This is a genomic window from Citrobacter sp. U14242 (genome assembly GCF_046555775.1).
Lineage (GTDB): Bacteria > Pseudomonadota > Gammaproteobacteria > Enterobacterales > Enterobacteriaceae > Citrobacter.
The window spans coordinates 366,233-380,657 of sequence record NZ_JBKGLW010000004.1 but is presented as its reverse complement, the minus strand read 5'-3'; the positions used below and the strand labels follow the sequence as shown (position 1 = coordinate 380,657).

Below are 14,425 nucleotides of genomic sequence, written 5' to 3'. Positions count from 1 at the left end.
GCGCTGGTGATGCGCTATATCAGCTTAACGTCTTAGCGCTGGCAAGCGCTAAGACGCTGGCAATTGCCGCTTTCGCCTGCGGACTGTTTTTCCAGCACGTCGAGCCGACCAGAGATGCCGCCTGGTGGGTTATCTCGTCTACAGTAGCGTTTTTGAGATCGGCAAGCGAGTGGAAACCAAGTTGCTCAAGCCGCTCGATGACTTTGGGGCCAACGCCATTTAATGACAGGAGTGCCTGACGCTCAGTGGTTGAAAAGGGCATTGTCTCTCCTTACGTATGCGCAATACTAACAATCCGCTTAAGAATATACGCTAATAGCGGCCAGACTATCAGTTATAGCCTGGCCAACAGAGTTCAGCAAAACTAGAACTGGTAGTTTAAGGAGACCCAGTAGTTACGGCCCGGGTTGACGTATCCGGTCGTGGATTGCGCCGTCTGATAGTAGTCGCCCGCATAAGTACTATTGCGGCCAACCTGATACAGTGTGACGTCACTAAAGTCTTTATCCAGTACGTTGTTCACCGCGGTATTCAGCGTCAGTTCTTTGGTCAGCTTATAAGACATCCCCATGTCCAGAACGGTCCAGGCTTTTAAGTTTGCACCTTTGTCGTCATACACCGCTTTTTGGACGGCGCTGAGGTTGTCGTAATTCTCCGTATAGCGTGGAGCCTTACCGCGGTAGCGGGCGCTCAGCCAGGCGTTCATATCTTCCGTTGCCTGCCAGTTCAGACGGGCGTTCGCCATGTGTTTCGGGGTATAGCTCAGTGGCGCGCCTTTATTCTCGCCATCTTTTTGCTTGCTCTGGGTATAGGTGTAGTTGAGAGATAAACTCAGCGAGTCCGACCACAGCGGGAATGTACTGGCAAACTCGATACCATCGGTTCTCGCTTTACCGCTGTTGGTGTAGCTGTTGGTATTATCATCGATAGAATACGAAACGATTTTATTTTTGTATTCAGTATAGAAACCTGTCACGTTGGCGTTCAGCCCAGCATCATTCTCATAGTAAAGCCCGGTTTCGTAACTGGTACTCTCTTCAGGTTTAAGGTTCGGGTTCCCGACGGTATTGACGGTTCCCTGTGCCGTTACACCGCTGATGCCATTATGAAGTTGGCTGAGCGATAGCGCTTTATAGCCTGTTGTGACACCGCCTTTGAGGGTCCACTCGTCGGATACATCCCAGACCATATAGGCACGTGGGCTGAGGTGCCCGCCAAAGACGTCGTTATGTTCATAGCGTGTCCCCACGGTTAAGGCCAGAGAATCGAGGATATGCCATTCATCTTCAGCATAGGCCGACCATGTTTTCTGGTGGAATGTCTCGCCGGTATTGGCCAGCACGACACCGTCCTTCATGCGAGCATCCCAGTATTCCCCCCCGAGGGTCAACAGGTGCGAGTCACCTAACGGCGTCAGCAACATGGAATCCAGAATAACGTTGGTGTTCTTCAGTTCACGCGCGTCGCCAGCCCGGCTCGCGTTCTCTGGTGTCAGTGCCGAGGAGACCAACTGGCGGCCTTTGTTCTCGGTTTCATTCCAGCCTACAGAGGACTTCCAGGTACCAAATGTTAATGCGGTATCGTGGCCGAGCGTCACTTTGTTACGCTCATAACGCAGGGTCTTATCATATCCGCCGGTCAGATTGCCAAGCTGCCCATCATCGTTATCGTAGCGTTGTCTGGCAGAATCGAGATCCAGCCACAACGTATTGCTGTCGCTGGTTTTCCAGTCCAGACGAGTACCGATATTGTAATTCTCGGATTCCGTAGGATACGGCACGCGAGTGGAAGAAGTATCACTCAGAGAAGTGACACTGGAGCCCTGGCGTTGCGTGGTGCTGCCGCGAACCTGCATATCCAGTACACCGGCGATCAATGGGCCGCTTGACCAGAAGTTGGCGACCGTGCTGTTACCCCATTTATTACTTTCTTGCAGGTTAACGCCAGTATTAATGGACGTGCTCCATTTATCGGTGCTCTTTTTGGTAATGATATTGACGACGCCGCCAATGGCATCGGATCCGTATAGCGTCGACATCGGACCGCGGATCACTTCAATATGGTCGATCGCCGCCAGTGGAGGCATAAAGCTGGTGTTCATGGCCGAAAAGCCGTTTGGTGTCACGTCGCTGCTTCCATTTTGACGGATACCGTCAATCAAGAGCAGGGTATAGCTGGCTGGCATACCACGGATGCTAATTTCCAGACCGCCGGTTTTCCCCGTGCTGCTTTCGACATCCACACCTTCCACTGAGCGTAGAGCCTCACCTAAGTCGTTATATTTATTGGTTTGTAACTCTTGCTGCGAAATAACGGAAACGCTGGCAGCCGCGTTGGTGATCTTTTTTTCGTAACCCGAAGCGGTTACTACCATCACGTCTTCAGCGAAGACAACGGGGCTGGTAAACCCTATGCAGGACAGAACAACAGAGGCAACAGGTTTTAAACGCATAGTCAAACTTCCTTTGTTAAAAATTCAAAGGCAATAAGATAATTGATGAAAATAGTAATACAAATAATTATCATTATATATTTACATAACTTGTCACTTACTGTGTCTTTTTTTAATAAATATACATAAATTGTCATGAATTTGAGGCAGGCAAAAACCGAAGTGGGTGAATAGTTTTCCCTGCAACTATTGCTTCTTATTTAATATAAAGCCGAATAAATACGGTGATTTTGCTTAGCCACTCCAGCGAAGTGAAAGGTGAAAGCACCGGGTATTAGAAAGTCGTATGATGTTTTTTAAAAATCGTCATACTTTTCTGCGCTGTATCATTTTTTTCGGCATTACTGTCCGCCATAATCCCTTCCCCAGGAGACCGTCTAACGTAAATGATTCGTTAAACGAGATAAAAATAACGTAAATCTGGATAAGAGAATGATTAAAGGTAAGCTGGCACTGCTGACGTGCGCACTGACTCTCGCATTAACCTCACCACTCCTCGCTGCGCAAAATGCAGACGAAGGCCGGACGTTAAAACTGGCAATTGGGCCCGAGCCGACGGAGGGATTTGACCCGATGTTGGGCTGGAGTCATGGCAGCTATCTGCTGTTGCATGCACCTTTGTTAAAGCAAAATGCGGATATGAGCTGGGGAAACCTGCTGACGGAAAACGTGGTGACCAGTGCCGACGGCAAAACCTGGATGCTGACGCTTAAGCCCGATCTCAAATTCTCTGATGGTTCACCGCTAACGGCTGAAGATGTGGTCTTCACCTATAACAAAGCCGCAAAAAGTGGTGGAAAAATTGACATGGGGAACTTCACCCATGCCCGCGTGATAGACAACCGCACGGCAGAAATTACCCTGAGCAGTCCTCAGAGTACCTTCGTGAACGTGCTCGGCTCTTTAGGCATTGTTCCGGCAAAACAGTATGACGAAAAAACATTTGCCAAAAATCCGATTGGCGCAGGTCCTTATCGCCTGGTGAGCTTTCAGCCGGGGCAGCAACTGATCGTGGAAGCAAACCCGTGGTATGCCGGTAAGAAGAATGATTTCAATCGGCTAGTGTTTGTATTCCTCGATGAGGATAACGCATACGCTGCAGCGCGTAGTGGTCAACTGGGACTGGTACGCATTGCGCCGTCGATGGCGGTAACACCAGCACAGCAGAATTTAAAACTGTGGGTTCGCGACAGTGTAGAAAACCGCGGTATTGTTTTCCCAATGGTTCCGGCAGGGAAAAAAGATGCTAATGGCTATCCGGTGGGTAACGATATTACGGCCGATGTTGCCATCAGACGCGCCATCAACTACGCCATCGATCGTAAGCAGCTTGCCGGGCAGGTTATGGAAGGCCATGCGATCCCAGCTTATAGCGCAGTCCAGGGACTTCCATGGCAGGGGACGTCGGTGGCATTCAAAGATGGCGACATTGAAAAAGCACGGACAATCCTGGAACAGGCCGGCTGGAAGGTGGGCAACGACGGTGTTCGTGTGAAAGACGGCAAAGAAGCGCGCCTGACCTTATGGTATGCCAGCGGCGACAGTACGCGTCGGGATTTAGCCGAAGCTGTGCGGGCAATGCTGGAACCGGTGGGCATTGCGGTGTCACTGCAATCAGGAAGCTGGGAAACCGTTGAGCGCCACATGCATGCGAACCCAACGCTGTTCGGTTGGGGAAGCCTGGATCCGATGGAGCTTTTCCATCACTACAGCGGGCAGGCTGCGGGGGTGGAGTATTACAACCCGGGCTACTACAGCAATCCAGTGGTCGAGCAACATCTCAAGCAGGCCATTGATGCACCAGACTGGCAAAAAGCGTTGCCTTTCTGGCAACAGGTTGAGTGGGATGGTAAACAAGGCGCAGGCGTACAGGGGGATGCCGCATGGGCATGGCTGCTGAATATTCAGCACACCTATCTGGCGAATCCGTGCATTAATCTGGGCAAAGGTGCACCGGAAATTCATGGTAGCTGGTCATTGCTCAACAATCTTGATGAATGGACCTGGACCTGCCGTTGATGAAGTCTGTTTTAGGCCATGTATTACGGCTGATAGTGTTGTTAGTGCTGGTCGCGGCTGGCACTTTCATCTTGCTCAGCTTTTCTCCGGTCGATCCAATCCGTGCCTATATTGGCAACGATTTGCTGCATGTTCCGCCGGAGCAATATGCACGTATTGCTGCTCGTTGGGGCCTGGATCAACCGTTGTGGGAGCGTTTTTTCCACTGGTTCTCACGCGTGCTACAGGGCGATCTGGGTTACTCGATGTTGTTCAATGCCCCTGTTGCCAGCGTGATTAAGGAGCGGTTTGCGACTTCGTTTGCGCTGCTGAGCGGTGCGTGGTTGGTTTCCGGTTTATTGGGAACGACAATGGGGTTTGTTGCCGGCCGCTACCTGAACCGTTGGCCGGATAAAGCCATCTGCCGACTTAGCTATCTGCTTTCTTCCTTACCGACCTTCTGGATTGGCATGCTGCTGTTGGCGGTATTTGCGGTGCGCTGGCCGTTGTTCCCGGTCTGTTGTGCGTGGGAGCCGGGAAATAACAGCGATATGGCAACGCTGCCTGAACGTCTGCGCCATCTGGTGCTCCCTGTTTGCGCACTTAGCCTGCTGGGGTTGGGGCAAATTACGTTGCACACGCGGGAAAGTATCGCCAGCGTGATGAAAAGCGAATTTGTCCGCTTTGCGCGTTCGCAGGGGGACAAGGGGTGGTCGCTGTTGCGACACCAGGTTCTGCGACACGCCATCACCCCAGCGCTATGTCTACAGTTTGCTTCGTTGGGCGAACTGTTGGGGGGGGCATTGCTGGCTGAAAAGGTTTTTGCCTATCCGGGGCTGGGGCAGGCTACCATCGATGCCGGGTTACGCGGTGACCTGCCGTTACTAATGGGGATTGTCTTGTTCAGTACCGTGCTGGTGTTTATGGGTAATTCTCTCTCTGCCTGGTTTGTCCATGTTTTGAATCGTGCGCTGGAGCGACCCGATGCTCTATAACCCGACGCCGACGCTTGTTCGTCTTCTGCTGTCCGTGAGTGGTCTGTTATTTATTGCAGTATATGGCGCGGCCATGCTGGATAATCCGCTGAACGTGAATCTTCTTGCCCGTCATCTTCCGCCTGATGCGCTGCACTGGTTTGGTACCGACAATCTGGGGCGCGACTTGTGGGTTCGTTGCTTTCAGGGGGCGCTTACCAGCCTGCAAATCGGTATTGGCGCGGCCCTGTGCAGCGGGTTCATTGCGTTACTGATGGCGGCGATTTCCCGTTTGCATCCACGCCTGGATGTCGTTATGCGTCTGATCACCGATGCGATGTTGTCCATGCCGCACCTTCTGCTGCTGATTTTGATCTGTTTTACGTTGGGCGGCGGGAAAAGCGGGGTGATTATGGCGGTTGCGCTCACACACTGGCCGCGGCTGGCATTGATTTTACGTGCTGAAGCGGAACGCGTGGCCCACAGTGATTACCTGACACTCACCTGGCGATTGGGGCATGGCCACTTTTACTGCTGGCGACATCACTATTTACCCGCGCTATTGCCCCAGTGGCTAACGGGAACGTTGCTGATGTTCCCTCACGCGGTATTGCACAGTGCAGCGTTAAGTTTTCTTGGCTTCGGGCTGGCACCACACGAACCTTCGCTGGGACTGTTGCTGGCAGATGCGCTGCGGTTTATCAGTCATGGTGACTGGTGGCTGGTGCTGTTTCCAGGGCTGATGCTATTTCTCCTTGTGATGCTATTTGATCAACTTGCCCGGGCGGTACATCGTTTATGGTTGAGAGGTGATACATGTTGAGTTTGCGGCAGATTTCGCTGGAAGTGGCGCGTTATCGCTGGTACGGCGCAAAAAAATGGTCCTCGTTGCTGCAGGATGTCTCCTTTGATGTTGCGCCGGGCCAGATGGTGGCGTTAGTGGGGGGCAGCGGTGAGGGTAAGAGCCTGCTGCTGCAATGCTTACTTGATCTATTGCCGGAAAATTTGCGCTTTCATGGCAATATCACCCTTGATGGAAAAATGCTGAATAACAATGACATCAGGGCATGTCGTGGCAATACGTTTAGCTACGTTCCGCAAGGTGTGCAGGCGCTGAATCCGCTGCTGTCTATTGAAAAGCATTTACGAAGAGCCAGCCAGCTTTCCGGTCAGGAATGGAACGCAGGGAAAATTGAACGCTTGCTCGAACGTAATCATCTGGAAACCACCGTGCTAGAGGCTTTCCCGCGTCAGCTTTCGGGAGGGATGGCCAAACGCATTCTGGCGTGTCACGCCGCGCTCAGTCAGGCTCGTTATATTCTTGCTGATGAGATTACCGCCTGGCTTGATGCACCTCTGGCAAATCAACTGCTGGAACAGCTACGCGGCCTGTGCGAGCAGGGAGCTGGCGTTTTATGGGTGACACATGATCTCACTCTGGCCGCACGTCACGCAGATCGCATTGTCGCGCTGCATCATGGAACGGTGTCGGATAATGTCAGTCGGGAACAGCTGGTGCGCGGTGAGATTAGTGAACATCTGCAACGGCAATGGCGAGCGCTGCCCGAAAGAAATCAACTTTTTGGAGAGCGGTATGCTGTGCTGTCGTGATGTGTTCATTCGTCAGGGAGGCAAAATACTGTGGCAAAATCTCTCGTTCTCGCTTTCGCCTGGGGAACGTATTGGGATTTGCGCACCCAGTGGAACCGGAAAAACAACGCTGGGACGTGTGCTCGCGGGGTGGCAAAAGCCGACATCCGGCGACGTTCTGGTTGATGACCAACCGTTGCCGCGCCATCAATATTGCCCGGTGCAGCTCGTGCCGCAGCATCCGGAATTAACCTTTAACCCCAGACGGAGTACCGGTGATGCGGTTCATGATGCCTGGCGGCCAGATGCAGAAACGCTTACCCGACTGCATATTAAGCCGGAGTGGCTAACGCGTCGTCCCGGACAACTTTCGGGCGGTGAGTTGGCACGAATTGCCATACTGCGGGCGCTCGACCCGCGTACGCGTTTTCTGATTGCCGATGAAATAACTGCGCAGCTCGATCCCTCTATCCAACGGGATATCTGGGCGCTGCTGCTTGAAGAGTGTCAGCGCCGTCCGTTAGGTATGTTAATTATCAGCCATCAACAGGCATTGCTTGATCAGATTTGCACGCGAACGCTACTCTGTCCGGGTCGCTCCTCAGATTAAACCACTCACTGGTCACTAACATGAAGATAAAATCAATGGCTATGGCCGTGACCCTGTTGTGGGCCGCGGTGCCGATGGCAAATGCCTCTGTTCAGGTAGGTTTTTCACCGGAAGGTTCGGCGCGGGGCTTGGTTCTCGACACCATTCGTCATGCGCGACACACCATCGACGTGATGGCGTATTCCTTTCAGTCTGCGGATATTGTTCAGGCGCTGGTAGATGCAGAAAAAAGAGGCGTTGTTGTTCGGGCAGTGATCGATAAAAAACGAAATCAGGGGAAAGTCAGCCAGAAAGCGATCGCGTTTGCGACGGCCAACGGTATCGATATCGAGCTGGATGACCATTATCACATACAACACGACAAGACCATGATTATTGATGGTGACACGCTGGAGACCGGCTCGTTTAATTTTGCCAAATCCGCCGAATTTGCGAATTCTGAAAACGTGTTGGTGATCCGTGGAGAGCCTGACGTTGTGGCCCAGTACCAGGCCCATTTTGACAGCCGTTGGAAAATTGCGCGCCAGCATGATTGAGTGGCGTAAAACGCTATTGATTAAATTGTAATGTTATATTATAACATTTCACATCAAAAATGATGTGAGGGTGAAATTTTGGCTATGCATTTGGAAAAATTGGCAGTCGCTCTGGGGATGCTTTTTGTTAGTAGTCAGGTACTGGCGCATGGTCACCATTCCCATGGTGCACCAATGAGCGAAATAGAACAAAAGGCGGCAGAAGGCGTTTTTGATGACAAAAATGTGCAGAACCGTACGCTAGCCGACTGGGATGGCATGTGGCAGTCTGTCTATCCGTATCTGGTGAGTGGCGAACTGGATCCGGTATTCAAAAAGAAAGCGGAGAAAGATAAGAGCAAAACGGCAGAACAGGTTAAAGCCTATTACCGTAAGGGTTATGCGACCGATGTTGACACGATTGGTATTGAAAACGGCGTAATGGAGTTTCATACCGGTAAAAAGGTGGCATCGTGTAAGTATGATTATGCCGGATATAAAATTTTGAACTATCCGTCAGGCAAGAAAGGTGTGCGTTATCTGTTCGAGTGTAAAGACGCTGGCAGCGACGCGCCGAAATACGTGCAATTCAGCGATCACATTATTGCGCCACGTAAGTCGAGCCACTTCCATATCTTTATGGGGAATACCTCGCAGGCTGCCCTGCTTGAAGAGATGGATAACTGGCCAACCTATTACCCTTATCAGCTCAAGGGAGAAGAGGTGGTGGATGAAATGCTGCACCACTAATCCCGACTGAAACTGTTCAATGAAACCCGCCGATGTTGGCGGGTTTCTGTGTATTACACTGACAGGAACATTATTTTCCGGAGGTCAGCGTGTTGTAGCTGGTCATCAGGTTGCGATAGTCAGGAATATGGTTGGAGAACAATGTTCCCAGCCCTTCAATATCGTTGCGCCAGTCACGGTGTAATTCACAGGCCAGACCGAACCATGTCATTAATTGTACGCCAGCAGATGACATACGATTCCACGCGGAATCACGGGTCAGCGGATTAAACGTACCGGATGCATCGGTGACCACAAACACGTCGAAACCGGCTTCAATGGCAGAAAGCGCAGGGAATGCGACGCAGACTTCAGTTACTACCCCGGCGATAATTAGCTGCTTTTTGCCTGTTGCTTTGATCGCGTTAACAAAATCTTCGTTATCCCAGGCATTAATCTGGCCAGGACGTGCGATGTAAGGGGCATCGGGGAACAGTTCTTTCAGTTCAGGAACTAATGGACCGTTAGGACCCGTTTCAAAGCTGGTGGTCAGAATAGTCGGGAGTTTGAAATATTTCGCCAGATCGCCTAATGCCAGTACGTTGTTTTTGAACTTGTCTGGATCGATGTCACGGACCAGTGAAAGTAAACCCGTTTGGTGATCGACCAGTAGTACGGCAGCCTGATCTTTATCAAGACGTTTATAAGCAATAGTCATTTTTCTTTCTCCATGTGATGAGAGGGGGCCTTGCGGGCTGAATCTACTGATAAACATTAGTGGCTAAACGGGGCATTGGGTAGGCGCAAAAGTGGGTTTCATCGTTGCAAATCTGGAACGAATAATGATGTTGCAACCGGACTGAAACAGAATGCTATATTCTAAAGCTTCTCTTTCCATCCCCTGGCGCATTCGTTAGCATATTGTCTCGCAGCAAGTGCATGTGTTTTTTCAGGAAGAGGTTAACGTGTTCGCAGAGTATGGAGTTCTGAATTACTGGACGTATCTGGTGGGGGCTATTTTTATCGTGTTGGTACCGGGGCCGAATACGATATTTGTGCTGAAGAACAGCGTCGGTCGTGGAGTGAAGGGCGGTTATCTGGCAGCAAGCGGTGTGTTTATCGGTGATGCCGTATTGATGTTTCTGGCTTATGCCGGCGTAGCTGCGCTTATCAAAACAACGCCCGTATTGTTCAATATCGTTCGTTATCTCGGCGCATTTTATCTGCTGTATCTCGGTGCGAAGATCCTGTATGCCACACTGAAATCGAAAGCCAGCGACGCTGCGCCAGAAGAAGTTCCGTTTGGTGCGATTTTCAAACGTGCATTAATTTTGAGTCTGACGAATCCGAAAGCCATTTTGTTTTATGTATCGTTTTTCGTACAGTTTATTGATGTCAACGCGACTCACTCAGGGTTGTCGTTCTTTATTTTGGCTATGACGCTTGAAATAGTGAGCTTTTTTTATCTGAGCTTCCTTATTTTCTCCGGTGCGTTTGTGACACAGTATATTCGCACGAAGAAAAAACTGGCTAAAGTTGGGAATTCCCTCATTGGCTTGATCTTTGTCGGTTTTGCCGCACGTCTGGCGACGCTTCAGTCGTAACGCTATTGGCCCGCTGTTGACGGCGGGCTTGCTGTATTAAGCTGTTCCTTTCATTGAAAATTGAAAGATGTGATTGTTATAACCAATAAATGGTATTTTAAATATATATTTTGAGGCGTACCCTGTTCACAGCAGCGATTCAATAAGACTCGCTGGTTGTCGACTGGAAAAGGGAAGAAAAATGCTTCAAATTCCACAGAATCATATTCATACACGCTCAACTCCGTTCTGGAACAAAGAAACTGCACCCGCCGGAATTTTCGAACGCCACCTTGATAAGGGTACCCGTGCCGGGGTTTATCCTCGACTTTCTGTGATGCAGGGGGCGGTCAAATATCTCGGATTTGCAGATGAACACAGCCCGGAGCCCGAAGAGGTGATGATTATCGAAGCCGGTCAGTTCGGCGTTTTTCCACCGGAGAAATGGCATAACATCGAAGTGATGACCGACGACACCTACTTTAATATCGACTTTTTCGTGGCGCCCGAAGTGTTGATGGAGAGCGCAAATCAACGAAAAGTTGTGCGTACCGGCAAGGAGTAAATCATGGGTAAAGCAACCTACACCGTTACAGTCACCAATAACAGCAATGGCGTGTCTGTCGATTATGAAACTGAAGCGCCGATGACATTGTTGATTCCGGATGTGGCCGCTGACGTTGTTAAAGACCTGGTCAATACGGTTCGTTCATACGATACCGAGAATGAGCACGAAGTCTGCGGCTGGTAGGGTTTTCATCTCTGCTATTGCTTGATTGCATTCATTTTGGAATTAAAACCGCATTGCGCTTTGACGGCGCGATGCGGTTTTTTTATTCATTATGCATATTTTTCCAGTTCATTTTTGGTAAAAGTTTTCTTAAGAAAACCTTAAGAAAATCGCATTGATTGCTAATGGCGTAAATTTCACAGGGGTTATGATCGGCCGTCTTTCATTCAACAGAACATCGTGCTTATGAAACTTGATACCCGGTTAACATGCCCGACACTCCTGCTGGGGCTGGTCACTGTGTTGATTCCGTTTACTGCCAATCTGAATCTCCCCTTGCTAAATGGCGGCGTCGTCAGATGGATTGAAAATGGTCAGGCGCTTTGGTTGTTATTTGGTGCCGTGTTTACTTTCTGCTATATCCGGCCTTTTTCGCGTCCTGATGGCGAGAAGCAATTTTGGCTGTGGGCTGCGCTGTGGTGGTTGGTTTTGCTGGGACGAAGCACCAGTTGGGGGCGCGATTATTTTCCCGACCACCCCAGGTTGTTATTCAGGGCTATCTCAGTGGTATTAATCGCCATGATTATCTTGCCGGTAGTGATATCAGTGAACCTGCGCCGGGAGATCGTTAATCGCTTGCGCAATGAATCGCTACCGCTCTGGTTGTTTGCGATCACCAGCTGCGCGTTTTTGATCTCCGACACGGTCGAGCACCATCGTCTGCTGGCTCCCGTATTTCTTCACAACGCGCAGTATGGCGATCTGATTGAAGAGCTGTACGAATTGCCGTTTATGGTTGGGCTATTTCTGATGAGTTTTAACTTTATGGCAAGGGATAAGCAGGCGGAATATATGGCTATTCATTTTAACGATCCGCAGTTGGCGAAGTAACGCAATGGCATTTGCCTGAGCCAGGAAGGGCGGCTCAGGCAAAGGTGCAGGTTGCTTACGCGATGGCTTCACACAGACGTGATTTCATCTCGCTGTAAGATCTCGCGGCATAGTTCTCCGCCCAACCTTGATCGGTGATGTGCTCAACATTGACGGCGCAATATTTGGTTTCCGGGGTTTTTGAGATGGGGTCCAGATTATCCTGGGTCAACTCATTACACGCGCCAATCCACCATTGATAGGTCATGTACACGGTTCCGGGATTGATGCGTTCAGAGACATCAGCCCGACTGATAACCTTGCCACGACGCGAGCTCACCCAAACCAGATCACGATGACGGATACCAAGGTTTTCCGCATCACGCGTGCTGATTTGAACATAGCCCGGCTCATCGGCCAGGGCCTGCAATGCTGCGCAGTTGCCGGTCATTGAGCGGCACGAATAGTGGCCGACTTCTCGCACAGTGCATAATACCATTGGGTACTTTTCATCAGGCACTTCTGCAGGAGCACGCCACTGTGCGGCAAACAATTTACCTTTGCCATTGGCGGTATCAAACTGGCTGTGTGCATACAGATATGGCGTGCCTGGGTGATCAAGCTCCGGACATGGCCACTGAACGTGGCCCATGTCACCCATCTTTTCGTAAGTCACACCGTAGAAGAGCGGGCATAGCTCGCGCATCTCATCCCAGATTTGCTGGTTATTTTGATACTGCATCGGATAGCCCATTGCGGTGGCAAGCAGACTGATGATTTCCCAGTCGCGTTTGACATCCCCCGTCGGTTCAATCGCCTGTTCAAACCGCTGGAATCCGCGGTCGGCGCAGGTAAAGACGCCGCCGTGTTCGCCCCACGATGTTGCGGGCAGGAGAACGTCAGCCATTTCTGCCGTCTTAGTCATGAAGATGTCTTGTACCACGATAAAATCGAGCGCGTTAAAGCCTTCACGGACCAGGCCCAGATCGGCCTCAGTTTGCAGCGGATCTTCACCCATGATGTAGTAGGCTTTGACTTTACCTTCGATTGCCAGATGGGGGACTTCAGTGATCCGGGTGCCGACCTTGTCATCCATCAGATTTACGTCAATACCCCATGCGTTGGCAAACTTCTCTCTCACGGCGAAATCGGTAACGTCCTGATAGCCCGGGAACTGGTTCGGCAGTACGCCCATATCACACGCGCCCTGCACGTTATTTTGCCCGCGCACCGGGCCAACGCCGACATTTGGACGCCCCAGGTTTCCGGTCAGCAATGCCAGACTCGACAGACCACGAACCACGTCAACCGCCTGACCAAACTGGGTCACGCCCATTCCCCACATCACGGTCGCCGAGGGGGCGGAAGCGAACGTACGCATTGCCTGACGAACCTGCTGTGCAGGCACACCCGTTAAATGTTCAACGGCTTCGGGCGCGTAATCCTTGACAGTTTCCCAGTAGGTTTCGAGGCCTTCGGCATGTTTTTGCACATACTCGTGATCATACAGCTTCTCTTCGATAAGCACGTGGCCAAACGCGTTGACCAGCGCCATGTTACAACCGTTTTTCAACTGCAGATGCTGGTCTGCTATTCGGGCTGTTTCAATGCGGCGGGGATCGCAGACAATGATTTTTGCCCCGTTCTGGCGGGCTTTGATCACCCGACGAGCCACAATCGGGTGGGAGTCGGCGCAATTATAGCCAAAGATGAGCAGGCATTTTGAGTTTTCAATGTCGCTAATTGAGTTACTCATCGCACCATTGCCCAGCGTTTCCTGCAGCCCCGCGACGGATGGACCGTGGCATACGCGGGCGCAGCAATCGACATTGTTGGTGTGGAGTACGCCACGTGCAAATTTTTGCATCACGTAGTTGGTCTCATTCCCGGTTCCACGAGACGAACCCGTAGTCATGATGGCGCGAGGACCATAGGTATTTTTGATATCGGATAAGCGTTTTGCGGTATAGCGGATGGCTTCATCCCAACTGACGGGCGTGAATTTCCCACCTTTTTCATAACGGATCATTGGTCTGGTCAGACGGGGAGTCAAAAGGCGAGTGTCGTTCAGAAAGTCCCAGCCATAGTAGCCTTTCAGACATAGCTGGTTTTGGTTCGTTACACCCTCAGCGGCTTCAGCGCGGATGATTTTGTTATTTTCAACAACAAGCTTGAGCTTGCACCCGGCCCCACAGTACGGGCAAACACTGGTGATTTTTTTCATCAATAACAGACCTGTTAAATGCTGAAATAGCGCGAATTGTAGACGGAGTCTCGCGAGCGTTTTCGCGGACTACGATTTGTCGTAGCGACGGGCTGTGTAAAGCATAAACTGTGCCAGAATTGAAAACTCAGCAATGGCAGGGAGCGAAAG

General features: G+C 50.9%; 15 protein-coding genes. 11 read left to right on the top strand and 4 right to left on the bottom strand.

The features are described from left to right. Positions 1–19 precede the first annotated feature (19 nt). Together ACLJXE_RS08980 and ACLJXE_RS08975 are read right to left on the bottom strand one after the other, a co-directional pair. Positions 20–262, bottom strand: coding sequence for a helix-hairpin-helix domain-containing protein (locus ACLJXE_RS08980; protein WP_286630180.1), 243 nt, complete (start codon positions 260–262; stop codon positions 20–22). Positions 263–364: 102 nt separating this feature from the next. Then, entirely contained in the window at positions 365–2,452 is a 2,088-nt protein-coding gene (locus ACLJXE_RS08975; protein ID WP_410750685.1) for a TonB-dependent receptor, read from the bottom strand. Between the two features lie 432 nt (positions 2,453–2,884). Here ACLJXE_RS08975 and ACLJXE_RS08970 point away from each other — a divergent pair, with 432 nt between their 5' ends. The 7 genes from ACLJXE_RS08970 (at position 2,885) to zinT (ending at position 8,889) form a co-directional block, all read left to right on the top strand. Next, complete coding sequence (locus ACLJXE_RS08970; protein WP_410750684.1) at positions 2,885–4,471, top strand: ABC transporter substrate-binding protein; 1,587 nt, start codon at positions 2,885–2,887, stop codon at positions 4,469–4,471. Then, on the top strand, positions 4,471–5,445 hold the full coding sequence (locus ACLJXE_RS08965; RefSeq protein WP_410750683.1) for an ABC transporter permease: 975 nt from the start codon (positions 4,471–4,473) through the stop codon (positions 5,443–5,445). The genes ACLJXE_RS08970 and ACLJXE_RS08965 overlap by 1 nt, the downstream gene beginning before the upstream one ends. Beyond that, complete coding sequence (locus ACLJXE_RS08960) at positions 5,435–6,247, top strand: ABC transporter permease (RefSeq protein ID WP_410750682.1); 813 nt, start codon at positions 5,435–5,437, stop codon at positions 6,245–6,247. Before ACLJXE_RS08965 ends, ACLJXE_RS08960 begins: the two co-directional genes overlap by 11 nt. Then, positions 6,241–7,035, top strand: a complete 795-nt coding sequence (locus ACLJXE_RS08955) for an ATP-binding cassette domain-containing protein (RefSeq protein ID WP_410750681.1) — start codon at positions 6,241–6,243, stop codon at positions 7,033–7,035. Before ACLJXE_RS08960 ends, ACLJXE_RS08955 begins: the two co-directional genes overlap by 7 nt. Further along, positions 7,019–7,624, top strand: coding sequence for an ATP-binding cassette domain-containing protein (locus ACLJXE_RS08950; RefSeq protein WP_410750680.1), 606 nt, complete (start codon positions 7,019–7,021; stop codon positions 7,622–7,624). The genes ACLJXE_RS08955 and ACLJXE_RS08950 overlap by 17 nt, the downstream gene beginning before the upstream one ends. A 20-nt stretch (positions 7,625–7,644) precedes the next feature. Beyond that, entirely contained in the window at positions 7,645–8,160 is a 516-nt protein-coding gene (locus ACLJXE_RS08945; RefSeq protein WP_286630173.1) for a phospholipase D family protein, read from the top strand. Positions 8,161–8,244: 84 nt separating this feature from the next. Then, positions 8,245–8,889 carry a metal-binding protein ZinT gene (gene zinT / locus ACLJXE_RS08940; protein ID WP_410750679.1) on the top strand — a complete coding sequence of 215 codons (645 nt, stop codon included), beginning with the start codon at positions 8,245–8,247 and terminating at the stop codon, positions 8,887–8,889. Between the two features lie 70 nt (positions 8,890–8,959). Here zinT and ycaC read toward each other — a convergent pair whose 3' ends face one another. Then, on the bottom strand, positions 8,960–9,586 hold the full coding sequence (ycaC, locus tag ACLJXE_RS08935; protein WP_005120379.1) for an isochorismate family cysteine hydrolase YcaC: 627 nt from the start codon (positions 9,584–9,586) through the stop codon (positions 8,960–8,962). 247 nt (positions 9,587–9,833) lie between these two features. Between ycaC and leuE the strand changes: the two genes are divergently transcribed. The 4 genes from leuE (at position 9,834) to ACLJXE_RS08915 (ending at position 12,072) form a co-directional block, all read left to right on the top strand. Beyond that, a complete protein-coding gene (gene leuE / locus ACLJXE_RS08930) occupies positions 9,834–10,472 on the top strand; it encodes a leucine efflux protein LeuE (protein ID WP_048212597.1) in 639 nt (212 codons plus the stop codon). Positions 10,473–10,653: 181 nt separating this feature from the next. Further along, entirely contained in the window at positions 10,654–11,016 is a 363-nt protein-coding gene (yeaR, locus tag ACLJXE_RS08925; RefSeq protein WP_045441926.1) for a DUF1971 domain-containing protein YeaR, read from the top strand. A gap of 3 nt (positions 11,017–11,019) precedes the next feature. Then, complete coding sequence (locus ACLJXE_RS08920) at positions 11,020–11,202, top strand: DUF1869 domain-containing protein (RefSeq protein WP_410750678.1); 183 nt, start codon at positions 11,020–11,022, stop codon at positions 11,200–11,202. 225 nt (positions 11,203–11,427) lie between these two features. Further along, a complete protein-coding gene (locus ACLJXE_RS08915; RefSeq protein WP_410750677.1) occupies positions 11,428–12,072 on the top strand; it encodes a hypothetical protein in 645 nt (214 codons plus the stop codon). 55 nt (positions 12,073–12,127) lie between these two features. Here ACLJXE_RS08915 and fdhF read toward each other — a convergent pair whose 3' ends face one another. Further along, positions 12,128–14,275: a formate dehydrogenase subunit alpha gene (fdhF, locus tag ACLJXE_RS08910; protein WP_286630171.1), complete on the bottom strand. Its 2,148-nt coding sequence runs from the start codon at positions 14,273–14,275 to the stop codon at positions 12,128–12,130. Positions 14,276–14,425: the final 150 nt, after the last annotated feature.